The sequence below is a fragment of the Pseudomonas sp. Van50 genome (genome assembly GCF_055390755.1).
Map to the genome: position 1 here is coordinate 6,387,467 of NZ_AP024343.1, position 22,394 is coordinate 6,409,860.

Sequence of the window (22,394 nt, forward strand, 5' to 3'; positions counted from 1 at the left end):
ATTTCATCTTCATCATGTCATTCATCTTTTCCAATTCATCTTTTCAAAAGTCAAAATTACTTATGACCACAGAACCGTCTAAAGCGCCGCCGCTTTACCCAAAGACCCACCTGCTTGCCGCCAGTGGCATCGCAGCCCTCCTAAGCCTGGCGCTCCTGGTGTTTCCCTCCAGCGATGTTGAAGCCAAAAAGACGACTCTGAGTCTTGAACTGGAAAGCCCTGCTGAACAACTGACACAAGAACAAGACGCCGCCGAAGCCGTTCAAGCCACAAACGAACCGGCCGCCTCTCCTTTTGCGCAGATTGAAAACAGCCCGGAAGACACTGCCCAGGCCGCCGCTCCGGTAGAAGCGCCTGTCGTGGAAGAAAAGAAAGGACCGGAACATCGCGAAGTGATTGTTGCCAAGGGCGACACGCTTTCCACCCTCTTCGAAAAGGTTGGCCTGCCCTCCACATCGGTCCACGAAATCCTGGCCAGCGACAAGCAAGCCAAGCAGTTCACTCAACTGCAACGCGGTCAGAAGCTCGAATTCGAACTCAATCCAGATGGACAGCTGAACAATCTGCACACCAAGCTGAGCGACCTGGAAAGCATCACCCTGACCAAAAATGACAAGGGTTACGTATTCAACCGCGTCACCGCCAAGCCCACCGTTCGCTCGGCCTATGTCCATGGTGTCATCAACAGTTCATTGTCCCAGTCAGCTGCCCGCGCCGGCCTTTCCCATAGCCTGACCATGGACATGGCCAGCGTCTTCGGCTACGACATCGACTTCGCCCAGGACATTCGCCAGGGTGACGAATTCGACGTCATCTATGAGCAGAAAGTGGTCAATGGCAAGAGCGTCGGCAACGGCCCGATCCTTTCCGCGCGCTTCACCAACCGCGGCAAGACATACACCGCGGTGCGCTACACCAACAAACAAGGCAACAGCAGCTACTACACCGCCGACGGCAACAGCATGCGCAAGGCATTCATCCGTACACCGGTTGATTTCGCCCGCATCAGCTCGAAGTTCTCCGCCGGCCGCAAGCATCCGATTCTGAACAAGATCCGCGCCCATAAAGGTGTCGACTACGCAGCCCCCCGTGGTACGCCCATCAAGGCGGCCGGCGACGGCAAGGTATTGTTGGCCGGACGTCGCGGCGGTTATGGCAATACCGTGATCATCCAGCACGGCAACACCTATCGCACGCTGTACGGCCACATGCAGGGCTTCGCCAAAGGCGTGAAGACTGGCGGCACCGTCAAGCAAGGCCAGGTGATCGGATACATCGGTACCACCGGGTTGTCCACCGGACCGCACTTGCACTATGAGTTCCAGGTCAACGGCGTCCATGTCGATCCGCTTGGCCAGAAGTTGCCGATGGCCGATCCGATCGCCAAGGCCGAGCGCGCGCGTTTCCTGGCGCAAAGCCAACCCTTGATGGCTCGCATGGATCAAGAGAAAGCCACCATGCTGGCCTCGAGCAAGCGCTAAGCCATGGCGCTCTATATCGGTGTGATGTCCGGGACCAGCCTGGATGGCTTGGATATCGCACTGATCGAACTGGCCCCGGCGATCAAATTGATTGCCACGCACTACATCCCCATGCCCGCCGCCCTGCGCGCCGAATTACTCGGACTGTGCAGCAGCGGGCCCGATGAAATCGCCCGCTCTGCCATTGCCCAGCAAAACTGGGTAAAGCTGGCCGCCCAGGGTATCCATACCCTACTCGACGAACAGAAACTCAAGCCTGAAGACATCACGGCGATTGGCAGCCACGGCCAGACCATCCGCCATGAACCAGCCCGTGGGTTTACCGTGCAAATCGGCAATCCGGCCCTGTTGAGCGAATTGACCGGCATCGCCGTCGTCAGCGATTTCCGCAGCCGTGATGTTGCCGCTGGCGGACAAGGCGCCCCACTGGTACCGGCGTTTCACGAAGCACTGTTCGAAGAACGAGCTGGTAATCGTGCCGTATTGAATATCGGTGGCTTCAGCAATCTCAGCCTGATAGAGCCCGCAAAACCTGTAGCCGGTTTCGACTGTGGTCCAGGCAACGTCTTGCTCGATGCCTGGATACATCAACAACGAGGCGACCATTTCGACCGTGACGGCCAGTGGGCTGCCAGCGGGAAAGTCGAGCCAGCCCTGCTCAAGGCACTGCTCAGCGATCCGTTCTTCGTCACCAAGGGGCCGAAAAGTACTGGCCGCGAGGTATTCAACCTGCCTTGGCTGAGCCAGCATTTGTCGCAGTTGCCAACCTTCGCCCCGCAAGACGTACAGGCGACGTTGCTCGAACTGACCGCCCTGACCATCGTCGAATCACTGCAGCATGCCCAATCGAATACCCAGGAGTTGCTGATTTGCGGCGGCGGCGCGCACAACCAGGCGCTCATGAAACGCCTGGCTGAGTTGCTGCCGGGTACCAAGGTCAGCAGTACGGCGGTGCATGGCGTGGACCCGGATTGGGTCGAAGCCATGGCTTTCGCCTGGCTCGCCCATTGCTGCCTTGAAGGCATTCCGGGCAATCGGCCGAGTGTCACTGGCGCCCGTGGCTTGCGCGTACTCGGCGCCATCTACCCGGCCTGAGATCAGGATTACGGACAAAAAAACGCCGCAGGACCGTAAGGCACTGCGGCGTTTTTATTGGAGCTGTCTCAGATCGAGAACGAAGAACCGCACCCACAGGTCGTGGTGGCGTTAGGGTTCTTGATCACGAAACGCGACCCTTCCAGACCTTCCTGATAATCCACCTCGGCACCTGCCAGGTACTGGAAGCTCATCGGATCGACCACCAGGCTGACCCCTTCGCGCTCGACGATGGTGTCGTCTTCAGCCACTTCCTCATCGAAAGTGAAGCCATACTGGAAACCGGAACAACCGCCACCCGTAACAAATACGCGCAGCTTCAAACGATCATTGCCCTCTTCATCGACCAGGCTCTTCACCTTGTGCGCGGCACCGTGGGTGAATTGCAAAGCCGTGGGGGTGAAGGTTTCGACGCTCATGCTGAATATCTCCCGGCGCTTACGCCGCCATAATGCGTGATGGCGGGCATTATCCGCTTCTCCTACAAAATCGGTCAACTATTTGCGGAGCTGCGGCAAACTGCTTTTAAGGCAACATCCCCGCATGGGACAGCCCCAGGCGCTCATCCAGGCCGAACAGGATGTTCAGGTTCTGCACCGCCTGGCCGGACGCGCCCTTGACCAGGTTATCGATGACCGACAATACCACCACCAGGTCACCGTCCTGCGGGCGATGCACAGCGATCCGGCAAACGTTCGCACCGCGCACGCTACGGGTCTCTGGATGGCTGCCAGCGGGCATTACATCGACAAACGGTTCGTTGGCGTAACGCTTTTCAAACAATGCCTGCAGGTCCACCGAACGATCGACGACGGTCGCATAGAGGGTGGAGTGAATGCCACGAATCATCGGCGTCAAGTGCGGCACGAAGGTCAGGCCGACGTCCTTACCCGCAGCCCGGCGCAACCCCTGGCGAATTTCCGGCAGGTGGCGATGCCCCTTGACCGCGTACGCCTTCATGCTTTCCGACGTCTCGGAATACAGCGAGCCGACACTGGCGCCACGCCCGGCGCCGCTGACCCCGGATTTGCAGTCGGCAATCAGACGCGAAGTATCGGCAAGACCGGCCTCAAGCAACGGCAAGAAGCCCAACTGTGTCGCGGTCGGATAGCAACCCGGTACGGCGATCAGTCGAGCCTGCTTGATTTTCTCGCGATTGACTTCCGGCAAGCCGTAGACCGCCTCCTCGAGCAACTCCGGCGCACCGTGGGGCTGACCGTACCATTTGGCCCACTCATCGGCGTCCTGCAGACGGAAGTCCGCCGACAGGTCGATCACCTTGGTCCCGGCGGCCAGCAGTTCACCGGCCAGGGCGTGGGCGACACCGTGGGGCGTGGCGAAGAACACCACATCGCAGGCACCGAGGGTCTTGACGTCCGGAACGCTGAACGCCAGGCCGTCGTAATGGCCGCGCAGGTTCGGATACATGTCGGCGACGGCCAGGCCGGCCTCGGATCGGGAAGTGATGACCACCACCTCAGCCTGCGGATGCTGTGCCAGAAGACGCAGCAGTTCGACACCGGTGTAACCCGTGCCGCCGACGATACCGACCTTGACCATAAACCTGCCCTCAACGAACCCACTGGAAAGCCGTCGATGATAGGGGCCGCAGGGCGTGGCGACAACCGTCAAGGTGACGTGTGGCCGCTCTAACCTCTACTATCGGGCTACCGTGAATCGAGGAATAACTAAAAATGCTCTATCTGTGGCTCAAAGCACTTCACATTGTCAGCATGGTCTGCTGGTTCGCCGGCCTGTTCTACCTGCCTCGCCTGTTTGTCTATCACGCCCAAAGCGAAGACAGTGTCAGCAAAGAGCGCTTCAGCGTCATGGAGCGCAAGCTGTACCGCGGCATCATGGGCCCGGCGATGATTGCCACTTTAGTATTCGGCATCTGGTTGCTCAGCCTCAATGCCGGCGCCTACTTCACCCAGGGAGGCTGGATGCACGCCAAGTTGACCCTGGTCGTGCTGCTGATCGGTTACCACCATATGTGCGGCGCCCAGGTAAAGCGCTTCGCCCGTGGCGAAAACACCCGCAGCCATGTCTTTTATCGCTGGTTCAATGAAGTGCCGGTTCTGATATTGCTGGCTATCGTAATTCTGGTCGTCGTTCGACCGTTCTAACCTCCAATCAGCATCCATTTCCGGGGTACTTCCCATGTCGTTGCCCGCTCTGCTTGAACAACGCTTGCGACTGCCCGTCGTGGCGGCGCCAATGTTCCTGATTTCCAATCCACAACTGGTGCTGGCCTGCTGCCGCAATGGCATTGTCGGCAGCTTTCCGGCGTTGAACCAACGCGAAAGCAGCGGCTTCAAGGCCTGGCTGGAAGAAATCGAAGCCGGCTTGGCAACCCTGGAAAACCCGGCGCCCTACGCGGTAAACCTGATTGTTCATCACAGCAATCCGCGACTTCAGGCCGACCTGGCCATCTGCATCGAACACAAGGTGCCGATTGTCATCACCAGCCTGGGTGCGGTGAAAGAGCTGGTGGACGCGGTTCACGGTTACGGCGGCCTGGTGTTCCATGACGTGACGACCCGACGGCATGCCGAGAAAGCCGCCGAAGCCGGTGTCGATGGCTTGATCGCCGTTGCCGCTGGCGCAGGCGGGCACGCCGGGACCTGGAGCCCGTTTTCACTGATCGCCGAGATCCGGCAGTTTTTCGATAAGACCCTGCTGCTGGCAGGATGCCTGAACCACGGCCATCAGATCTTGGCCGCACAATTGCTCGGCGCGGATCTGGCCTACTTCGGTACACGCTTCATCGGTACGAGCGAAAGCCACGCACCTGACGCTTATAAAGAGATGTTGCTCACATCCAGAGCCGCAGACATCGTGCATACTCCTGCTGTATCCGGGGTGCCGGCCAGTTTCATGCGCCAGAGCCTGGAGAACGCCGGTTTCGATCTGGCCGCCCTGCAGAACAAAGGCGCCGTGGATTTCGGCTCGAAACTCAAACCGCTGAACGATGAAGCCAAGGCCTGGAAAACCGTATGGTCCGCTGGCCAGGGCGTGGGTGAAATCGATGATTTGCCCAGTGTCGATCAGTTGGTGGCACGTCTGGATGAAGAATACCGTCAGGCACAAGCCCGGGTGACGCAGCTTGGCGGGCAATGGCCCCGCTGAATCAGCCTGAACAAAACAACCAATCAACTTATTAGAGACAAGGATGCCAGGCATGAGCGAAACCCGTTTCAACATCGTATTCGACGGCGGCCTGATGCCGGGCGTCGATACCACCACCGCCAAACTCAACCTCGCCGAGCTGTTCAAAAGCGATGTCAGCGCCATTGAACGGCTGTTCACCGGTCGCAAGGTAGCCCTCAAGAGCAACCTGTCCCAGAGTGAGGCGCAGCAGTACCTGGAAGCGCTCAACAAAAGCGGAATCGATGCCAGGATCGAAGCCGAACCCGTCGTCCAATTGAACCTTGGCGAGGTACAGGAGGCACCACGGCAACCGAGTGGACGCCATCCCAATTCGGTCGTCGAGCCCGTCTCGCCATACGCGCCTCCGCGCGCCCAAGTCGGTGAAGCGCTTGCCGAGTACGGCACACTCAAGCCCTTCAGCTTCGATGGGCGTATCGGCCGTCTACGCTACCTGGCCTGGACCATGGTGTTGACCCTGGCCCTACTGCCCCTGGTCGGCATAGGCTTCTGGCTGTCCACGGCCTGGCTGCTGGCTTCCGACTCCGTCGCGGGACTCATCGTCGGCGGCCTGCTCGCCGCAGTCGTCGTGCTAGCCTTTGCCTTCGTGAGCATCCAGTTCAACGTCCAGCGCCTGCATGATCTCGGTTGGTCGGGATGGTTGTGGCTGATCAACCTGGTTCCATTCGTGGGCAGCATCTTCCCCTTCATCCTCATCATCGCTCCGGGCAATACCGGCGCAAACCAGTACGGCCCCCCGCCGCCGCGCAATACCACAGCGGTCAAATTGCTGGCCTCGCTCTGGCTGGTGATGATCGTCCTGATTTTCATGGCCACCTTCGCCGGCATCTTCGGAGCCCTTCAGGAGGACTACGACAGCAGCAGCCTGAGCAGCTATGAAAGCAGCGAATCCAGCAACGAAACCTCTGAAGAGCCCGCCGTCGAGGCAGCCGAGCCCGCTCCGCCTTCTGTAGACTATGAAGAAGAAGAGGAACAATAAGCGCGCTTCATGCCGGTGACAGCCCAGTCAACTGGCGGCGGGCTGTTGCGATGGAGAACTGCATGACCCGTTACGCACTGATCACTGGCGCTTCCAGCGGTATCGGCCTGGCCATGGCCGAAGCGCTGGCCCGGCGCGGCCGCAACCTGATACTGGTGGCTCGACAGCGTGATCGGCTGGAAAGTATTGCAATCGAACTGACTCAGCGGTTTGGCGTGGAAGTATTGTTCCGGGCCTGTGACCTGGGCGAACCGCTGAGGCTTTCAGGCTTTCTGCTGGAACTGGAGGAAGGCGAGCGACAGATCGATCTGCTGGTCAATTGTGCTGGCATCGGCACCAGCGGGCCGTTCCTGGGCCAGGACTGGATGACCGAGCAGGACCTGATCGAAGTCAACATCCTCGCCCTGACACGGCTTTGTCACGCCGTCGGTAATAGCATGGCGCTGCTCGGCGGCGGCCAGATCCTCAACGTTGCCTCGATCGCCGCCTTCCAACCCGGCCCCTGGATGAGTACTTACTACGCCAGCAAGGCCTATGTACTGCACTTCTCCGAAGCCCTGCGAGTTGAACTGAAGAAATGCGCGATCAAGGTCTCGGTGCTTTGCCCTGGGCCGACCCGGACCGGCTTTTTCGCCAGGGCGCAGATGGACGAACAGAAACTCATCGACAGCAAGTTGCTGATGAGCCCGGAGGAAGTTGCCTTGTACGCCGTACGCGCACTGGACAAGAACCGCGCCATCATCATTCCTGGACGCCGCAATCGCTGGCTGGCCGCACTGCCGCGACTGGGATCGCGATGGCTGGTCCGGAACATCGCCGGCATGATCAACAAGGCTTACTGCCCGCGCTGATCCCTTCACGTTGAACAACCAGGCGCCTCAACCGGAGCCTTCATGACATCGGACCTCGACGAACCCAATGGAGAAAACAGCCGTGGATACTCTGTTTACCAAGATCATCAACCGGGAAATCCCGGCAAAGATCATCTACGAGGATGACCAGGTACTGGCCTTCCACGACATCGCCCCGCAAGCACCCGTGCATTTTTTGGTCATTCCGAAAAAACCGATCCGTACGCTCAATGACCTCACCGAAGCAGACAAGGGCCTGGCCGGGCACATTCTGTTCACTGCCCAGCGCCTGGCGCTGGAGTTGGGCTGCGAAGAAGGTTTTCGCGTGGTGATGAATTGCAATGAACTGGGTGGGCAGACGGTCTATCACATTCATATGCATGTGCTGGGTCAGCGCCAGATGCACTGGCCGCCGGGCTGATAGCCCTGACCCAACGCAAATCTTCGGCGGCCGATTGGGTTAAACTGGCCGCTGTGATTTTTCCCGGAGGTAAGCATGACTACCCAACGTCACTACTCGCCGATTGACCGTCTGTTGCTGCAAGCCGATACCGCGATGCGCACCCTGCTGCCCTTCAGTGGCCAGCCGTACCGCCCATCACCGGCTATCGTGCAGCCGGACGCGCAACTGAGTGACGAGCAAACCCGCCACGTCGCCGGCCTGATGCGTATCAACCACACCGGCGAAGTCTGTGCCCAGGCGCTGTATCAGGGCCAGGCGCTGACAGCGAAGCTGCCCCAGGTGCGTGAGGCAATGGAACACGCCGCCGAGGAAGAAATCGACCATCTGGTCTGGTGTGAACAACGCATTCGCCAGCTGGGCAGCCACACCAGCGTCCTGAACCCGCTGTTCTATGGGATGTCATTCGGGATCGGCGCCGTCGCCGGCCTGATCAGCGATAAAGTCAGCCTCGGCTTCGTTGCCGCGACCGAGCATCAGGTGTGCAAGCACTTGAACGAACACCTGGAGCAACTGCCGGCCGAGGATGAAAAGTCCCGGGCGATCCTCGAGCAGATGCGCGTGGATGAAGAACACCATGCCGAAAGTGCGCTTGACGCCGGTGGCTTCCGTTTTCCGGGCCCGGTGAAGTTCGGCATGAGCCTGCTGGCCAAGGTCATGACCAAGAGCACCTATCGGATTTGACGCCATTGCAACACCAATGAAAAAGGCGACTTCCCGCGGGAGTCGCCTTTTGCATTAGCTCAGGATTTCAACGCGGCGAGTTGCGGGCTTCGCCATCGAGATCGACTCAACCCAATTCGATGATTTCATAATCGTGGGTGATTTCGACGCCGGCGGCGCCGAGCATGATCGAAGCCGAGCAGTATTTCTCGGCGGACAGCTCAATGGCCCGCTTGACCTGGGCTTCCTTCAAGGCTCGCCCCTTCACTACGAAATGCATGTGGATCTTGGTAAATACCTTTGGATCTTCGGTGGCACGCTCCGCTTCCAGGAACGCTTCGCAGCTTTCGACGGCCTGGCGGGACTTTTTAAGAATGCTGACCACGTCGAAATTGCTGCAACCGCCTACGCCCAACAGGAGCATTTCCATCGGCCGAACACCCAGGTTCCGACCACCGGCCTCTGGCGGGCCGTCCATGACGACCACATGACCACTGCCTGACTCACCGAGGAACATGGCTTCGCCAGCCCATTGGATGCGTGCCTTCATCGCCAAGACTCCACTGTTAAAAAAGGGTCGCCAGCTTAGCACAGCGCTTCGCCATGACCGCTCTTCGTCTTAGAGCCCCGTCCTGCCAGCCTGTAGGTAAATTCTCAAATCTATTAAGGACGCCTCTGTTAAGCTGGCGCCAACTCGCTGGCGTATGGCCAGCTTTTAGCGATAGCTATTCGCCTTCATACAAAAACAAACCACCACACCGCGCAGTCTTTCGGGATACAACCATGGTTGCCATTACTCCCACGTTCAAGATCAAGAATCTCGACAAGCTCTTGATGCATTGCCAGCGCCGCCGCTACCCAGCCAAACACAACATCATTTGTGCGGGAGATCGTTCCGAGACGCTGTTTTTCATCATCAAGGGCTCGGTCACTATCCTGATAGAAGATGATGACGGTCGGGAAATGATCATCGCCTACCTCAATTCCGGAGATTTTTTCGGTGAGCTGGGGTTGTTCGAACAGGCGGGCAAGGAACAGGAACGCAGTGCCTGGGTGCGGACCAAGATTGAATGTGAAGTTGCGGAAATCAGCTACGCCAAATTCCGAGAACTGTCCCTGCAAGACCCGGACATTCTTTACGTCCTCAGCGGACAAATCGCACAGCGCCTGCGCAATACCACCCGCAAGGTCGGCGATCTCGCATTTTTCGACGTCACTGGACGTGTCGCACGTTGTCTGTTGGAGCTGTGCAAGCAGCCCGATGCCATGACCCACCCGGACGGCATGCAGATCAAGGTGACCCGCCAGGAGATTGGCCGGATTGTCGGTTGCTCCCGTGAAATGGTCGGTCGCGTACTCAAGGACCTGGAAGAGCGCAACCTGGTCAGCGTCAAAGGCAAGACCATGGTGGTGTTCGGAACGCGTTAAGCACCCAGCAGCTGGGTCAGCAGTTCCCGGTACAGCGCCTCGAGCCGCTCCAATGCGTGAGGCGCCGGGAATTTTTCACGCAAGGCAATGTGGCTCTCGGCACGCACTCGCTGCTCCAGGCCACAGGCCTCATTGAAGCGATTGACCGCCGCGACCATGGACTCGCGCTCGTTCTCCAGCAAAAGCGCGCCATGCACCAGCCCCACCGGACGCTGGCCACCTTTGCTCTGGCGCCAGCGTTGAGCGGTGCCGACCATTTTCCGGCCGTCGAGGTTGACGTTGAAGCGCCCGTCGCAAAAGGCCCCTTCCACTTCTCCCAGCGAAGCCACCCCGCCCAATTCATCCAACAGCTGGCAGATGGGATCGCACAACCGGCGATACCCGGTTTCGATGCGGCCATGGTCGCCTTCGCTGCGCGGTGGCGCGTAGACCAAGGCGATATTGACCGTAGCGACCGATTGCGGCACCGGCTCACCACCGGTTTCACGCAGCAGGACTGGCCAGCCTTGGCCGGCCGATACTTCACTGGCGTGCTCGAACCCCGGCAGTCGACTCAAGCGGCGCGGCATGACCAGCGCGCGGTCATTGGGCTGCCAGAACAGCAGGCCGAACTCGGCGTCGCCCGCGCAGATGCTGGCCAACAGGTCCTGTTCGGCTTGCAGGCCAGCTTCGACGCTGAGGGAAATCACAGGCGACATGGATCAGTCCAGCGTCGAGCCGCTCACCGGCAGGCCTCGTTCAGGAAAGAACAGTCGCTGCAATTCAGTACCCGGGTTCTCGGCCCGCATGAACGCCTCGCCCACCAGGAACGAGTACACATCGCTGACTTCCATCAACTCGACATCGGCCCGGTTGAGGATGCCGCTTTCGGTGATGACCAAGCGATCACGCGGGATGCGTGGCAACAGGTCCAGGGTGGTTTCCAGGCTGACTTCAAACGTGTGCAGGTTGCGGTTGTTCACGCCGACCAGTTTGGTATCGAGGGTTTTCAGGGCTCGCTCCAACTCGTCGCCATCATGGACTTCCACCAGGACATCCAGCCCGACACTCTTGGCCACGGCCGCCAGCTCGGCCATTTTCACGTCATCCAGGGCAGAGACGATCAACAGCACACAATCGGCGCCCAGCGCACGCGCCTCGACGATCTGGTACGGGTCGATCATGAAATCCTTGCGGATCACCGGCAACTTGCACACCGCCCGGGCCTGCTTCAGGTAGTCGTCGGCCCCTTGGAAAAAGTCGACGTCGGTCAGCACCGAGAGGCAGGTCGCACCGCCTTTCTCGTAGCTCCGTGCGATGTCGGCCGGAACGAAGTGTTCACGAATCACGCCCTTGCTGGGAGAGGCCTTCTTGATTTCAGCAATGACCGCCGGCTGTTTTTTCTTGGCCTGATCGATCAGCGCCTTGGCAAAACCGCGCGGCGCATCCGCTGAACGCGCCAGGTTTTCCAGCTCGGCCAGACTGACGCGAGCACTGCGCTCAGCCACTTCCTGGACCTTGCGAGCCAGAATGTTTTCCAGAACCGTTGGCACGCTCATCCTTCGTTCTCCACTTTGAATACGGCGGTAAATGCACCCAACTCTTCGAGTTTTTCCCTGGCCAGGCCAGTGTGCAGTGCGTCATGGGCCAGTTCCACGCCTTGCTTGAGGCTGCTGGCGTGGTCGGCGGCGTACAACGCAGCACCGGCATTGAGCACGATCATCTCGGCGGCTTTCTGGCCATTCTCGGTCTTGCGACGTCCCAGGGCATCGCGGATCAGCTCCAGCGACTGGGCCGGGCCATCGACCGCTAGGCCATGCAAGCTCTGGCTTTTCATGCCGAGGTCTTCAGGTTCGACCCAATACTCACTGATCTGATCATTTTTTAGTTCGGCCACGAATGTGGGCGCCGCCAGGCTGAATTCATCCAGGCCATCCTTCGAATGAACCACCAGCACGTGCTTGCTGCCCAGGCGTTGCAAGACTTCGGCCAATGGCCGGCACAACGCCTGGCTGAACACCCCAACCACTTGATGCTTCACGCCGGCCGGATTCGTAAGCGGGCCGAGCATGTTGAACAGCGTACGCAGGCCCAGGTCACGGCGCGGCGCGGCAGCGTGTTTCATGGCGCGATGGTGGGTCTGGGCAAACATGAAACCAATGCCGACATTGTCGATACAGCGCGCCACTTGAATCGGCGTCAGGTTCAGGTAGATGCCGGCTGCCTCCAGCAAATCGGCACTGCCGCTCTTGCCTGAGACCGCGCGGTTGCCGTGCTTGGCTACGGTGCAACCGGCCGCCGCGACCACAAACGACGAGGCGGTGGAAACGTTGAAGATATTGGCGCCATCACCACCGGTGCCGACCACATCGACCACACCGTCCAGCGTCTTGAGTTCGACCTTGTCCGCCAGTTCGCGCATCACCGACACGGCGCCGACGATTTCATCGATGCTCTCGCTCTTCATGCGCATGGCCATCATGAACGCACCGATCTGCGCATCCGTGCATTGGCCGGTCATGATCTCGCGCATCACGTCGCGCATCTCGTCGGTGCTCAGGTCGAGATGGCCGACGATACGGCTCAGGGCTGTCTTGATATCCATGAAAAGTCCTTAGCGCGTGCCGCCGGTTTGTTTGAGGAAGTTGGCGAACAGCTCGTGGCCCTGCTCGGTGAGAATAGACTCGGGATGAAATTGCACACCCTCGATATTCAATGTCTTGTGGCGCAGCCCCATGATTTCATCGACCGAGCCGTCTTCAAGCTGGGTCCAGGCCGTCAACTCCAGGCAGTCAGGCAGCGTTTCGCGCTTGACGATCAAAGAGTGGTAGCGGGTTACGGTAAGCGGACGATTCAGTCCCTCGAACACGCCCTTGTCCTCGTGGAATACCGGGCTAGTCTTACCGTGCATGACTTGTCGGGCGCGCACCACATCGCCACCGAACGCTTGGCCGATCGACTGATGCCCCAGGCAGACGCCCAGGATCGGCAGCTTGCCGGCGAAATACTTGATGGCCTCGATGGAAATGCCCGCCTCGGTCGGCGTGCATGGGCCGGGGGAAACCACGATGCGCTCAGGCTTGAGGGCTTCGATTTCGGCGATGGTCAGTTCGTCGTTGCGCACGACCTTGACCTCGGAGCCCAGCTCGCCAAGGTATTGCACAACGTTGTAGGTAAAAGAGTCGTAGTTATCGATCATCAGCAACATGGCTAAGCAACCTATTGAATTCACTGACTTTGAACACAGCCTTCAGAGAGTGACCCGCACGCTGTTGCGCTTGGCGAGGCGGTTGATGCCCCGGCGAAGCGGTTCTACAGCGGGTAAAGAAGGCAAATCGGTACAGGTCCGGCGAAGCCGGCGGAGAATGTTCAGGCGCGCCAACGCCAACGGGCGTGTGCCTTGATCATTTGATCCAGAAGTTTGCTGGCAATCGACACAGGGGAAGTCTCGTTCATACGTTCCGGCACAGTAGCTTAGCTGGGCGGAGCACGCAATATGACCGTTCCCGAAGGGCTTTGAAACAATCGCGACGTTCCGGATAGATGGCAAAATGCCGAAAGTTTTTGGTACTGTCGTTTCGTTTTCTAACAACAATAAAATAAAAACGGATTTTCCCATGATCAAAAAGACGTTGTTCGTACCGATTGCCGGTTGCCTGCTGGCGATGGCCTGCGCCCAGGCGAGCGCCGCCCCCAACCCGTACTCCAAATTCATTGTGTTCGGCGACAGCCTCAACGACGCAGGCCAGTTCGCCGACCCGAATGGCCCGCCCGGCTCGACCGAGCGCTATACCAACCGAACCGGTCCGATCTACACGGACGGCAGCGGTGAAGCCTATTCGGCCAACTCCACCCAACTGCTCGGCGGGCGCCTGGGCTATTCCGCCGACGAGACGGCCGCCTCCACCTCGGCGGTCCGCGCCGACCAAGGGCTGGCAGACGGCAACAACTGGGCGGTGGGCGGTTATCGTACCGACCAGATCCTCGAATCGATCACCGGTGTATCCGACACCGGCGAGCGCAGCCGTCCCGGCTACCTGCAGTCCAATGGCCTGCGGGCCGATCCGAATGCGCTGTATTACCTTTCCGGTGGCGGTAACGACTTCCTTCAAGGCCGGGTATTGAACACCGCGCAAGCGAACGCCGCCGCGGACCGCCTGGCCGACAGCGTCCAAGTGCTGCAAACGGCCGGTGCCCGCTATGTGATGGTCTGGCTGTTGCCCGACCTGGGCCTGACGCCGGCCCTCAACGGCGGCCCCTTGCAGGACACCTTTTCGCAACTGGGCAATCAGTTCAACCAACAACTGATCACACGCCTGCAAGGCATCGACGCTGAAATCATTCCACTGAACATTCCGCTCTTGCTGAAGGAAAGCTTCGCCGATCCGGCAAGATTCGGCCTCGCCACCGGGGAGAACCTGACTGCAACCTGCTTCAGCGGCAACGGCTGCACGGAAAACGCCACTTATGGCATCAACAGTGCCACGCCAGACCCCAGCAAGCTGATCTACAACGACGCGGTCCATCCAACCGAAACCGGGCAGAAGCTGATCGCCGACTACGCCTTTTCCCTGCTCGCGGCGCCCTGGGAACTGACGTTGCTGCCGGAAATGGCCCACTCGACCCTGCGTGCCCACCAGGATGAGTTGCGCAGCCAGTGGCAATCGGACTGGGAGGACTGGCAGGCGGTCGGCCAGTGGCGAGCCATCGTGGCAGGTGGCGGCCAACACTTGGACATGGACAGCCAGGGCAGCGGCGCCAGCGCCGATGGCAGTGGCTACAGTCTGAACATTGGCGGCAGCTATCGCCTCAACGAGGCTTGGCGCGTAGGTGTCGCCGCCGGCCTCTACCGCCAGGACATGGAAGCAGGCCATAACGATTCGCAGTACAAGCTCAACAGCTACCTGGCCACCGCCTTCGCCCAGTTCCAGCAAAACCGCTGGTGGGCCGATGCGGCACTGACTGGCGGCAAGCTCGACTACGACAACCTGGAACGCAAGTTCGACCTGGGCGTCAACGAAGCCCAAGAGAAAGGCGACACCGACGGCCATCTCTGGGCATTCAGCACACGGGTGGGCTACGACATTGCCCAGCCGGGCAGCGAATGGCACCTCTCGCCGTTTATCAGCGCTGACTATGCGAAGGTGGAAGTCGATGGCTACTCGGAAAAGAGCAACCGCTCCACGGCCCTGACCTTCGATGACCAGACCCGCGACTCGAAACGCCTGGGCATTGGCTTGCAGGGCAAATACAACATCACCCGGCAGACCCAGGTATTTGGCGAATATGCCCACGAGCGCGAGTACGAAGACGACACGCAAAAGGTCAACATCGCCCTCAACAGCCTGCCAGCCAACGATTTCACGCTGGAAGGCTACACGCCACAGAGCCACCTGAACCGCCTGAGCCTGGGGGTCAGCCACAAATTGACCAACGACCTGGCGCTGCGGGGCGGTTATACGTTGCGCAAGGATGATGACTTGACCCAGCAGGGGGTGAGCCTGGGCGTCAGCCTGGACTTCTGATCGAGGCGAGCCGGTGGGAGCGAGCTTGCTCGCGATAGCGGACTGTCAGGCGACCTATGGGTTGAATATGACAGCCTCATCGCGAGCAAGCTCGCTCGCACATTTTGATCGAGTCGCTGAAGGACCTGTGGCGAGGACGTTCGCTCCCTCGCCACAGTTGTTGGAGGTTTTCAGTCGTTCGAGGTCTGCTCGGCCAGCGCCACGGCGCGGAACATCGCCCGGCGTTTGTTCAGGGTTTCTTCCCATTCCAATACCGGCACCGAGTCGGCGACGATGCCGCCGCCGGCCTGCACGTGCAGTTCGCCGTTCTTGATGACCGCGGTGCGGATAGCAATCGCGGTGTCCATGTTGCCGTTCCAGGCGAAATAACCCACGGCCCCGCCGTACACCCCCCGCTTGACCGGCTCCAGTTCGTCGATGATTTCCATCGCGCGGATTTTCGGCGCGCCGGACAAGGTGCCCGCCGGCAGGATCGCCCGCAAGGCATCCATGGCCGTCAGCCCGGCCTTCAATTGGCCGGTGACGTTGGAGACGATGTGCATCACGTTGGAATAGCGCTCGATGACCATCTTCTCGGTGAGTTTCACCGAACCGATTTCCGAGACCCGCCCGGTATCGTTGCGCCCCAGGTCGATCAGCATCAGGTGCTCGGCGATTTCCTTGTCGTCCGACAGCAGGTCCTCTTCCAGCGCCCGGTCAGCCTCCTCCGTGGCGCCACGAGGGCGAGTGCCGGCGATCGGTCGCACGGTGATCAGGTTGTCTTCGACCCGCACCAGCACTTCGGGCGAACTGCCGACGACATGGAAGTCGCCGAAGTTGAAGAAATACATGTAGGGCGTCGGGTTGAAGCAGCGCAGCGCCCGGTAGAGATCGATGGGCGCGGCTTTGAAGTCGATGGACATCCGTTGCGACGGCACCACCTGCATGCAGTCGCCCGCCAGGATGTATTCCTTGATGGTATCGACGGCGCGTTCGTAATCGTCCTGGGTGAAACTGGAACGGAACACCGGGTCGGCGGCCGACTGCTTGCTGAAATCCAGGCCCGGACGCGGCGTGATCGGCTGACGGAGTTTTTCCAACAGCGCCTGCAGGCTTTTCTGACCTTGCTCGTAGGCATCTTCCCGGGACGGGTCAGCCAGGACGATGGCGTGCATCTTGCCGGCGAGGTTATCGAAGACCACGACGGCGTCGGAGACCATCAGCAAGATATCCGGCACGCCCAGGGGATCGGGGTTCGGGCAGGTGCCAAGGCGTTTTTCCACGTAGCGCACGCAGTCGTAGCCGAAATACCCCACCAGGCCACCGTTGAAGCGCGGCAGGCCAGGGATGGTCGGCACGTTGTAGCGGGCCTTGAAGGTTTCGACGAATGCCAGCGGGTCTTCGACGTCGAGGCTTTCGATTTCGACGCCGTCGTGGGTCACGCTGATGCGATGGTCATGGACCCGCAGCACCGTACGGCACGGCAGGCCGATGATGGAATAACGGCCCCACTTTTCCCCGCCCTGTACCGATTCGAGCAGGTAGGAGTTGGGCTGGTCGGCCAGCTTGAGGTAGATCGACAGCGGCGTGTCGAAGTCGGCCAGGGTTTCGCAGGCAAGGGGGATGCGGTTGTAGCCGGCTGCGGCTAGACGCAGGAATTCTTCACGGATCATGGGGTGCCTCGTGGCAAGAGGAGCTGACAGTCAGGTATGCAAACGCGCCGGATAACCGGCCAGGATCACGTCAGGCGCGCCAACGCCAGCGGGCCAGGGCCTTCATGACTTTCATCCAGAGTTTGCGAGTGACCACCACGATGGCGTTTCCAGAAGAGGATTGAACAGCGTCGGGCAACGTTATCTCAGCGGCCGGGTCCAGGCAACCGGGAATTAACAGGCGCAAATCGTCGATCACCAGCGTCGGAAACTCTTCGGCGATGGGCCGGCCGTGGTTGTAGCCGTAACTCAGCGCCACGCATTTGACCCCTGCCGCCTTGGCCGCCAGCACATCGCTGCGCGAGTCGCCGACGAACAAGGATTGGGAGGCCGGGATGCTGGCCATTTTCATCACGAAGAACAGCGCGGCCGGGTCAGGTTTTTTCTGTGGCAAGGTATCGCCGCCGATGATCCAGCGGAAATAGCGGCCGATTTTCATCTGGTCCAGCAACGGCGCAACGAAGCGCTCCGGCTTGTTGGTAATCAGGGCCATTTCCACACCCTGCTTTTTCAGCCACTTGAGCGTGGAGCGTACACCGGGGTAGACCACCGTCAGCTCATGGTTGCCTTCGTAGGCTTCGTTGAACAGCTCCAGCGCCCGCTCGGCCTCGGCGTCATCGACGCCCTGGGCATCGATGTGATTGGCCAGGGCCCGGCGCACCAGCATGGGCGCGCCGTTGCCCACCCAGTGGCGCACCGAGTCGATGCCGGCGGACGGACGCCCGAGCTTGAGCAGCATACTGTCCACGGCCGCCGCGAGATCCGGGACCGAATCGACCAATGTGCCATCGAGGTCGAACATCACCAGACGCGGCAAGCTGCCGGGGAACAGCTGCTCGAAGCCGCTCATGGACGCGCCAGGGCCAGTTCGGCGCGCATTTTTGCAATCACCTCGTTGTAGTCGGGGGCGTTGAAGATCGCCGAGCCCGCGACGAACGTGTCGGCGCCGGCCGCGGCGATTTCACGGATATTGCTCACGTTCACGCCACCGTCGATTTCCAGGCGGATGTCACGCCCCGAGGCGTCGATCAGCGCCCGGGCTTCGCGCAACTTGTCGAGGGTGCCCGGGATGAACTTCTGGCCGCCGAAGCCAGGGTTGACGCTCATCAGCAGGATCATGTCGACCTTGTCCATCACGTACTTGAGCACGTCCAGGGGCGTCGCCGGGTTGAACACCAGGCCGGCCTTGCAACCGCCCTCGCGGATCAACTGCAGGGAGCGGTCGATGTGCAGCGTGGCTTCTGGGTGGAAGGTGATGTAGGTGGCACCGGCTTCAATGAAGTCACCGACGATGCGGTCCACCGGGCTGACCATCAGGTGCGCGTCGATCGGCGCGGTGACGCCGTACTTGCGCAGCGCCGCGCAGACCATCGGGCCGATGGTCAGGTTGGGTACATAGTGGTTGTCCATGACATCGAAGTGCACGATGTCGGCCCCGGCGGCCAGAACGTTGTCCACTTCCTCGCCCAGGCGGGCGAAGTCGGCGGAGAGAATCGACGGAGCAATAGCGAAGGGCTGCATGACGCACCTGTTTTGAGCGAAATCACGATGGCGCGCATTGTATACCTCAAGATTTGGCGCGCCCACCGTGACCGTCGATCAATACGCCGCGCGGTAGATCTTCTCGATGTCGCTGGCGGTCAGCTTGCGTGGATTGTTGCGCATCAGCCGCTCGATCCCCACGGCCTCCAGGGCCATGGACGGAATCACGTCCTCGGTCACGCCCAGGGTACTCAGGCCCTTGGGAATTTCCACGGCGGCGCACAAGGCGACCATGGCTTCCACGGCTTCGTCGGCGGCCTCCATATCGCTCAGATGGGCAGTCCTGATGCCCATGGCTTCGGCGATGTCACGCATGCGCTCGACGCACGCCATCTTGTTCCACGCCATGACGTACGGCAGCAACAGTGCATTGGCGACGCCGTGAGAAACGTGAAAGCGCCCACCTAACGGATAGGCCAGCGCGTGCACCGCGCCAACCCCGGCATTGCCGAAGGCCATGCCGGCCATCAGGCTGGCCGTGGCCATGTCCTCACGGGCTTGCAGATGCGCGGGGTTGGCGTAGGCCTTGGGCAACGCCTTGCTGATCAGCTTGACCGCGCCGATAGCCAGGGCATCGGTGATCGGCGACGCATTGAGCGACAGGTAGGCCTCGATGGCATGGACCAGCGCGTCGACACCACTGGACGCCGTTACGCCACGGGGGCACGTGAGGGTCATCTGCGGGCTGACCAGCGCCACGTCCGGCAACAGAAAATCGCTGACGATGCCTTTTTTCAGCTGCGCGGCCTTGTCGGAAAGGATCGCCACATTGGTGACTTCCGAACCGGTCCCGGCTGTGGTGGGGATGGCAATCATGGGCGGGCCTTTGCGCGGCACCTGATCGACGCCGAACATATCTTGCAGCTCGCCGTGGTACCCGGCATAGACGCCCACGCACTTGGCAATGTCGATAGCACTGCCGCCGCCCAGGCCGATCAGGCCATCATGACCACCGTCGCGGTAGGCTTGCATGCAATCCTCGACGATGGCGATTTCCGGGTCCGGCATGACCCGGTCGAAAATCTCGTAGTCGCGTCCTCCCAGATGTTGCAGGGCCAGTTCCACAGTGCCGGACTGGACCAACGCCGCATCGGTCACGATCAGCGGGTTGTCGACGTCCAGGCGCGTCAACTCGGCGGCCAGTTGCTCGATGGCAGCGGCACCGGTGATCAGTTTATGGGCGATCTTGAATGAGGAAAGACTCATGTGCGCGGCCTCTTATTCGAGTATGGGCTGGCACAAGGATAGCTCGGTATTGAGGGTTGTCTGCCATTCAGCTTATGAATGCAATGAGAAACCCTGTGGGAGCGAGCTTGCTCGCGATAGCGCACTGACATTCAGCATCAATGTTGAATGCTCTACCGCTATCGCGAGCAAGCTCGCTCCCACATTTGGACAACGCTGACCCTTCAGACCTGGGCCGTGCGCAACTTCTCGCTACGCCCACGCAACCACTCCAGGGTCAGCAGCAGGATCACCGAGAAGGCAATCAGCAGCGTCGCCGCCGCGGCGATGGTGGGGCTGAGGTTTTCGCGGATGCCGCTGAACATCTGCCGCGGCAACGTTGCCTGCTCGGGGCCGGCCAGGAACAGGGTCACCACCACTTCATCGAACGACGTCGCGAAGGCGAACAGGGCGCCGGAGATCACGCCCGGGGCGATCAACGGCAGGGTCACCCGACGAAACGCCGTCAGTGGCGAAGCCCCGAGGCTGGCGGCGGCGCGGACCAGGTTGTGATTGAACCCCTGCAAGGTCGCCGACACCGTGATGATGACGAACGGTACCCCCAGCACGGCGTGGACCACGATCAGCGAGAGGAAACTGTTGCCCATCCCGAGCGGTGCGAAGAACAGATAGCTGGCCACGCCGATGATCACCACCGGCACCACCATGGGCGAAATCACCAGGGCCATCACCAGCGCCTTGCCCGGGAAGTCACCGCGGGTCAGGCCGATGGCCGCCAGTGTGCCAAAGATCATCGCCAGCAACGTCGCCGCCGGGGCCACGATGATGCTGTTTTTCAGCGCCCGCATCCATTCGGCCGAGGCGAAGAAATCGTGGTACCACTGCAGCGAGAAGCCTTGCAGCGGGTACACCAGGAAACTGCCGGAGTTGAACGACAGCGGAATGATCACCAGCACCGGCAGGATCAGGAACAACAGGATCAGCCCGCAGAGCGTGCGCAAGGTGTAGAACCACACCCGTTCGACGGGAGACATGTAAGGACTCAGCATTTCGATCTCCCCTTAGCTCAGGCGCAGGCGACTGGCGCCCACCAGCCGGTTGTAAATCAGGTAAAGCACGACGGTCGCCAGCAACAGCAGCCCGCCGAGCGCCGTGGCCATGCCCCAGTTGATACTGGTGTTGGTGTAGAACGCGACGAAATAGCTGACCATCTGGTCGTTCGGGCTGCCCAGCAGCGCCGGCGTGATGTAGTAGCCGATGGCAAGGATGAACACCAACAGGCAACCGGCGCCGACACCAGCATAGGTCTGCGGGAAATACACCCGCCAGAAACTGGCGAACGGATGGCAGCCCAGGGAAATCGCCGCCCGCATGTAGGTGGGCGAGATGCCCTTCATCACGCTGTAGATCGGCAGGATCATGAACGGCAGCAGGATATGGACCATGGAGATGTAGACACCGGTGCGGTTGAACACCAGCTCCAGGGGCTTATCGATGATGCCCATGGCCATCAGGCCACTGTTGATCAGGCCGCCCGACTGCAGCAGCACGATCCACGCGGCGACGCGCACCAGGATCGAGGTCCAGAACGGTAGCAACACGAGGATCATCAACAGGTTGCTTTGGCGCGACGGCAGGTTCGCCAGCAGGTAGGCCAGCGGATAGGCCAGCACCAGGCAGATCGCGGTGATGACCAGGCCCATCCAGAACGTACGGGTGAAAATATCCAGGTAAATCGCCTGGTCGGGAGTCGCCGGGGCCAGTTCCCCCAGGTCATCGATACGGTGGTCGACGGCCGCCAGCAGGTAGTACGGGGTGACATTACTGGTGTTACGGCGGACCACCTGCCAGTACGCCGGGTCGCCCCAACGCTCATCGAGGTTTTCCATGGCTTCTTTATAGGAAGCCGGCTCGGTGGCAAACGGCAACGCCCGAGCAGTCTTGGTCAGCAGGCTGCGATAGCCGGCCAGTTCCATGTTCAGGCGCTTGGACAAGTCACCCAGGGTCTGATTCTTGCGGGCTTCGGCCAGGTCTTCACTGGCAGCCTTGTACACCGGCTCGCCCGGCAAACCGCGTCCGTCCCAGGCCGCGACGGCAGCGACCGTGCGAGGCATGGCGCCCACCACTTCCGGGTTGCTGACGCTTTTGAACAGCAGTGCCACGATCGGCACCAGGAACACCAGCAACAGAAACAGCACCAGCGGCGCGATCAAGGCCTGGGCCTTCCAGCGGTTGACCCGCTCGGCGCGCTTGAGCCGTTGCTTGAGGGTGGGGCTGGTGCCCGCGTTCAGTGGAACGGCGATGGCCATGGCGAACTCCGCAAATCTTTTTATCGTTACAGGGGCGG

The 22,394-nt window shown here is 60.5% G+C and carries 24 protein-coding genes; 10 read left to right on the plus strand and 14 right to left on the minus strand.

Annotated elements, in window-relative coordinates:
* Positions 1-62 precede the first annotated feature (62 nt).
* Both ACZ5M5_RS27715 and ACZ5M5_RS27720 read left to right on the plus strand, forming a co-directional pair.
* Positions 63-1,481, plus strand: a complete 1,419-nt coding sequence (locus ACZ5M5_RS27715) for a peptidoglycan DD-metalloendopeptidase family protein (protein WP_464739465.1) — start codon at positions 63-65, stop codon at positions 1,479-1,481.
* 3 nt (positions 1,482-1,484) lie between these two features.
* Complete coding sequence (locus ACZ5M5_RS27720; protein WP_464738247.1) at positions 1,485-2,576, plus strand: anhydro-N-acetylmuramic acid kinase; 1,092 nt, start codon at positions 1,485-1,487, stop codon at positions 2,574-2,576.
* Between the two features lie 68 nt (positions 2,577-2,644).
* Here ACZ5M5_RS27720 and erpA read toward each other — a convergent pair whose 3' ends face one another.
* Positions 2,645-2,995: an iron-sulfur cluster insertion protein ErpA gene (gene erpA / locus ACZ5M5_RS27725; RefSeq protein ID WP_003177727.1), complete on the minus strand. Its 351-nt coding sequence runs from the start codon at positions 2,993-2,995 to the stop codon at positions 2,645-2,647.
* A 106-nt stretch (positions 2,996-3,101) separates the two neighbouring features.
* The gene (gene argC / locus ACZ5M5_RS27730; RefSeq protein ID WP_060740384.1) at positions 3,102-4,136 is read right to left on the minus strand and encodes an N-acetyl-gamma-glutamyl-phosphate reductase; all 1,035 of its coding nucleotides are present in this window, start codon (positions 4,134-4,136) and stop codon (positions 3,102-3,104) included.
* Between the two features lie 134 nt (positions 4,137-4,270).
* On the opposite strand from argC, the gene hemJ reads away from it, so the two are divergent.
* The 6 genes from hemJ (at position 4,271) to coq7 (ending at position 8,718) form a co-directional block, all read left to right on the plus strand.
* Positions 4,271-4,702 (plus strand): protoporphyrinogen oxidase HemJ, encoded by a 432-nt coding sequence (gene hemJ, locus ACZ5M5_RS27735; RefSeq protein ID WP_003206117.1) that lies wholly within the window; start codon positions 4,271-4,273, stop codon positions 4,700-4,702.
* Positions 4,703-4,736: 34 nt separating this feature from the next.
* The gene (locus ACZ5M5_RS27740; protein WP_464738248.1) at positions 4,737-5,705 is read left to right on the plus strand and encodes an NAD(P)H-dependent flavin oxidoreductase; all 969 of its coding nucleotides are present in this window, start codon (positions 4,737-4,739) and stop codon (positions 5,703-5,705) included.
* A gap of 52 nt (positions 5,706-5,757) precedes the next feature.
* Positions 5,758-6,723, plus strand: a complete 966-nt coding sequence (locus tag ACZ5M5_RS27745; protein WP_464738249.1) for a DUF805 domain-containing protein — start codon at positions 5,758-5,760, stop codon at positions 6,721-6,723.
* A 62-nt stretch (positions 6,724-6,785) separates the two neighbouring features.
* A complete protein-coding gene (locus ACZ5M5_RS27750) occupies positions 6,786-7,574 on the plus strand; it encodes an SDR family NAD(P)-dependent oxidoreductase (protein ID WP_060740381.1) in 789 nt (262 codons plus the stop codon).
* An 82-nt stretch (positions 7,575-7,656) separates the two neighbouring features.
* On the plus strand, positions 7,657-7,995 hold the full coding sequence (locus tag ACZ5M5_RS27755; protein ID WP_060743122.1) for a histidine triad nucleotide-binding protein: 339 nt from the start codon (positions 7,657-7,659) through the stop codon (positions 7,993-7,995).
* 75 nt (positions 7,996-8,070) lie between these two features.
* Positions 8,071-8,718, plus strand: coding sequence for a 2-polyprenyl-3-methyl-6-methoxy-1,4-benzoquinone monooxygenase (gene coq7, locus ACZ5M5_RS27760; protein ID WP_103308219.1), 648 nt, complete (start codon positions 8,071-8,073; stop codon positions 8,716-8,718).
* A gap of 106 nt (positions 8,719-8,824) precedes the next feature.
* Here the strand turns inward: coq7 and ACZ5M5_RS27765 are convergent, their stop codons facing one another.
* A complete protein-coding gene (locus ACZ5M5_RS27765) occupies positions 8,825-9,247 on the minus strand; it encodes an OsmC family protein (protein WP_003206127.1) in 423 nt (140 codons plus the stop codon).
* A gap of 233 nt (positions 9,248-9,480) precedes the next feature.
* On the opposite strand from ACZ5M5_RS27765, the gene crp reads away from it, so the two are divergent.
* Positions 9,481-10,125, plus strand: coding sequence for a cAMP-activated global transcriptional regulator CRP (gene crp / locus ACZ5M5_RS27770; protein ID WP_060740379.1), 645 nt, complete (start codon positions 9,481-9,483; stop codon positions 10,123-10,125).
* On the opposite strand, the gene ACZ5M5_RS27775 is transcribed toward crp, so the two are convergent.
* The 5 genes from ACZ5M5_RS27775 to ACZ5M5_RS27795 are packed head-to-tail and all read right to left on the minus strand — an operon-like array spanning position 10,122 to position 13,723.
* Complete coding sequence (locus ACZ5M5_RS27775; protein ID WP_103308218.1) at positions 10,122-10,823, minus strand: lipoate--protein ligase family protein; 702 nt, start codon at positions 10,821-10,823, stop codon at positions 10,122-10,124. The genes crp and ACZ5M5_RS27775 overlap by 4 nt on opposite strands.
* A gap of 3 nt (positions 10,824-10,826) precedes the next feature.
* On the minus strand, positions 10,827-11,663 hold the full coding sequence (trpC, locus tag ACZ5M5_RS27780; protein ID WP_464738250.1) for an indole-3-glycerol phosphate synthase TrpC: 837 nt from the start codon (positions 11,661-11,663) through the stop codon (positions 10,827-10,829).
* On the minus strand, positions 11,660-12,709 hold the full coding sequence (trpD, locus tag ACZ5M5_RS27785; RefSeq protein WP_060740376.1) for an anthranilate phosphoribosyltransferase: 1,050 nt from the start codon (positions 12,707-12,709) through the stop codon (positions 11,660-11,662). The genes trpC and trpD overlap by 4 nt, the downstream gene beginning before the upstream one ends.
* 9 nt (positions 12,710-12,718) lie before the next feature.
* The gene (locus tag ACZ5M5_RS27790; protein WP_018928869.1) at positions 12,719-13,312 is read right to left on the minus strand and encodes an aminodeoxychorismate/anthranilate synthase component II; all 594 of its coding nucleotides are present in this window, start codon (positions 13,310-13,312) and stop codon (positions 12,719-12,721) included.
* Positions 13,313-13,354: 42 nt separating this feature from the next.
* Positions 13,355-13,723, minus strand: coding sequence for a hypothetical protein (locus tag ACZ5M5_RS27795; protein ID WP_464738251.1), 369 nt, complete (start codon positions 13,721-13,723; stop codon positions 13,355-13,357).
* Between ACZ5M5_RS27795 and estP the strand changes: the two genes are divergently transcribed.
* Positions 13,722-15,629 (plus strand): esterase EstP, encoded by a 1,908-nt coding sequence (estP, locus tag ACZ5M5_RS27800; RefSeq protein WP_103308216.1) that lies wholly within the window; start codon positions 13,722-13,724, stop codon positions 15,627-15,629. The genes ACZ5M5_RS27795 and estP overlap by 2 nt on opposite strands.
* A 170-nt stretch (positions 15,630-15,799) precedes the next feature.
* On the opposite strand, the gene trpE is transcribed toward estP, so the two are convergent.
* From trpE to ACZ5M5_RS27830, 6 genes are all read right to left on the minus strand, one after another.
* Positions 15,800-17,281: an anthranilate synthase component I gene (gene trpE / locus ACZ5M5_RS27805; RefSeq protein WP_464738252.1), complete on the minus strand. Its 1,482-nt coding sequence runs from the start codon at positions 17,279-17,281 to the stop codon at positions 15,800-15,802.
* A gap of 70 nt (positions 17,282-17,351) precedes the next feature.
* Positions 17,352-18,170 carry a phosphoglycolate phosphatase gene (locus ACZ5M5_RS27810; protein WP_464738253.1) on the minus strand — a complete coding sequence of 273 codons (819 nt, stop codon included), beginning with the start codon at positions 18,168-18,170 and terminating at the stop codon, positions 17,352-17,354.
* Complete coding sequence (gene rpe, locus ACZ5M5_RS27815) at positions 18,167-18,841, minus strand: ribulose-phosphate 3-epimerase (RefSeq protein WP_103308215.1); 675 nt, start codon at positions 18,839-18,841, stop codon at positions 18,167-18,169. Before rpe ends, ACZ5M5_RS27810 begins: the two co-directional genes overlap by 4 nt.
* Positions 18,842-18,919: 78 nt before the next feature.
* Positions 18,920-20,068, minus strand: a complete 1,149-nt coding sequence (locus ACZ5M5_RS27820) for an iron-containing alcohol dehydrogenase (RefSeq protein WP_060740370.1) — start codon at positions 20,066-20,068, stop codon at positions 18,920-18,922.
* Positions 20,069-20,271: 203 nt separating this feature from the next.
* Positions 20,272-21,096 (minus strand): ABC transporter permease, encoded by an 825-nt coding sequence (locus tag ACZ5M5_RS27825; protein ID WP_060740369.1) that lies wholly within the window; start codon positions 21,094-21,096, stop codon positions 20,272-20,274.
* 12 nt (positions 21,097-21,108) lie between these two features.
* Positions 21,109-22,356 (minus strand): ABC transporter permease, encoded by a 1,248-nt coding sequence (locus ACZ5M5_RS27830; protein ID WP_060740368.1) that lies wholly within the window; start codon positions 22,354-22,356, stop codon positions 21,109-21,111.
* Positions 22,357-22,394 lie beyond the last annotated feature (38 nt).

What these genes read in the sequence shown, in the direction of transcription:
- ACZ5M5_RS27715 (WP_464739465.1), top strand. Translation starts at nt 63, where the DNA reads ATGACCACAGAACCGTCTAAAGCGCCGCCGCTTTACCCAAAGACCCAC.
- ACZ5M5_RS27720 (WP_464738247.1), top strand. Translation starts at nt 1,485, where the DNA reads ATGGCGCTCTATATCGGTGTGATGTCCGGGACCAGCCTGGATGGCTTG.
- erpA (WP_003177727.1), bottom strand. Translation starts at nt 2,995, where the DNA reads ATGAGCGTCGAAACCTTCACCCCCACGGCTTTGCAATTCACCCACGGT.
- argC (WP_060740384.1), bottom strand. Translation starts at nt 4,136, where the DNA reads ATGGTCAAGGTCGGTATCGTCGGCGGCACGGGTTACACCGGTGTCGAA.
- hemJ (WP_003206117.1), top strand. Translation starts at nt 4,271, where the DNA reads ATGCTCTATCTGTGGCTCAAAGCACTTCACATTGTCAGCATGGTCTGC.
- ACZ5M5_RS27740 (WP_464738248.1), top strand. Translation starts at nt 4,737, where the DNA reads ATGTCGTTGCCCGCTCTGCTTGAACAACGCTTGCGACTGCCCGTCGTG.
- ACZ5M5_RS27745 (WP_464738249.1), top strand. Translation starts at nt 5,758, where the DNA reads ATGAGCGAAACCCGTTTCAACATCGTATTCGACGGCGGCCTGATGCCG.
- ACZ5M5_RS27750 (WP_060740381.1), top strand. Translation starts at nt 6,786, where the DNA reads ATGACCCGTTACGCACTGATCACTGGCGCTTCCAGCGGTATCGGCCTG.
- coq7 (WP_103308219.1), top strand. Translation starts at nt 8,071, where the DNA reads ATGACTACCCAACGTCACTACTCGCCGATTGACCGTCTGTTGCTGCAA.
- ACZ5M5_RS27765 (WP_003206127.1), bottom strand. Translation starts at nt 9,247, where the DNA reads ATGAAGGCACGCATCCAATGGGCTGGCGAAGCCATGTTCCTCGGTGAG.
- crp (WP_060740379.1), top strand. Translation starts at nt 9,481, where the DNA reads ATGGTTGCCATTACTCCCACGTTCAAGATCAAGAATCTCGACAAGCTC.
- ACZ5M5_RS27775 (WP_103308218.1), bottom strand. Translation starts at nt 10,823, where the DNA reads ATGTCGCCTGTGATTTCCCTCAGCGTCGAAGCTGGCCTGCAAGCCGAA.
- trpC (WP_464738250.1), bottom strand. Translation starts at nt 11,663, where the DNA reads ATGAGCGTGCCAACGGTTCTGGAAAACATTCTGGCTCGCAAGGTCCAG.
- trpD (WP_060740376.1), bottom strand. Translation starts at nt 12,709, where the DNA reads ATGGATATCAAGACAGCCCTGAGCCGTATCGTCGGCCATCTCGACCTG.
- ACZ5M5_RS27790 (WP_018928869.1), bottom strand. Translation starts at nt 13,312, where the DNA reads ATGTTGCTGATGATCGATAACTACGACTCTTTTACCTACAACGTTGTG.
- estP (WP_103308216.1), top strand. Translation starts at nt 13,722, where the DNA reads ATGATCAAAAAGACGTTGTTCGTACCGATTGCCGGTTGCCTGCTGGCG.
- ACZ5M5_RS27795 (WP_464738251.1), bottom strand. Translation starts at nt 13,723, where the DNA reads ATGGGAAAATCCGTTTTTATTTTATTGTTGTTAGAAAACGAAACGACA.
- trpE (WP_464738252.1), bottom strand. Translation starts at nt 17,281, where the DNA reads ATGATCCGTGAAGAATTCCTGCGTCTAGCCGCAGCCGGCTACAACCGC.
- ACZ5M5_RS27810 (WP_464738253.1), bottom strand. Translation starts at nt 18,170, where the DNA reads ATGAGCGGCTTCGAGCAGCTGTTCCCCGGCAGCTTGCCGCGTCTGGTG.
- rpe (WP_103308215.1), bottom strand. Translation starts at nt 18,841, where the DNA reads ATGCAGCCCTTCGCTATTGCTCCGTCGATTCTCTCCGCCGACTTCGCC.
- ACZ5M5_RS27820 (WP_060740370.1), bottom strand. Translation starts at nt 20,068, where the DNA reads ATGAGTCTTTCCTCATTCAAGATCGCCCATAAACTGATCACCGGTGCC.
- ACZ5M5_RS27825 (WP_060740369.1), bottom strand. Translation starts at nt 21,096, where the DNA reads ATGCTGAGTCCTTACATGTCTCCCGTCGAACGGGTGTGGTTCTACACC.
- ACZ5M5_RS27830 (WP_060740368.1), bottom strand. Translation starts at nt 22,356, where the DNA reads ATGGCCATCGCCGTTCCACTGAACGCGGGCACCAGCCCCACCCTCAAG.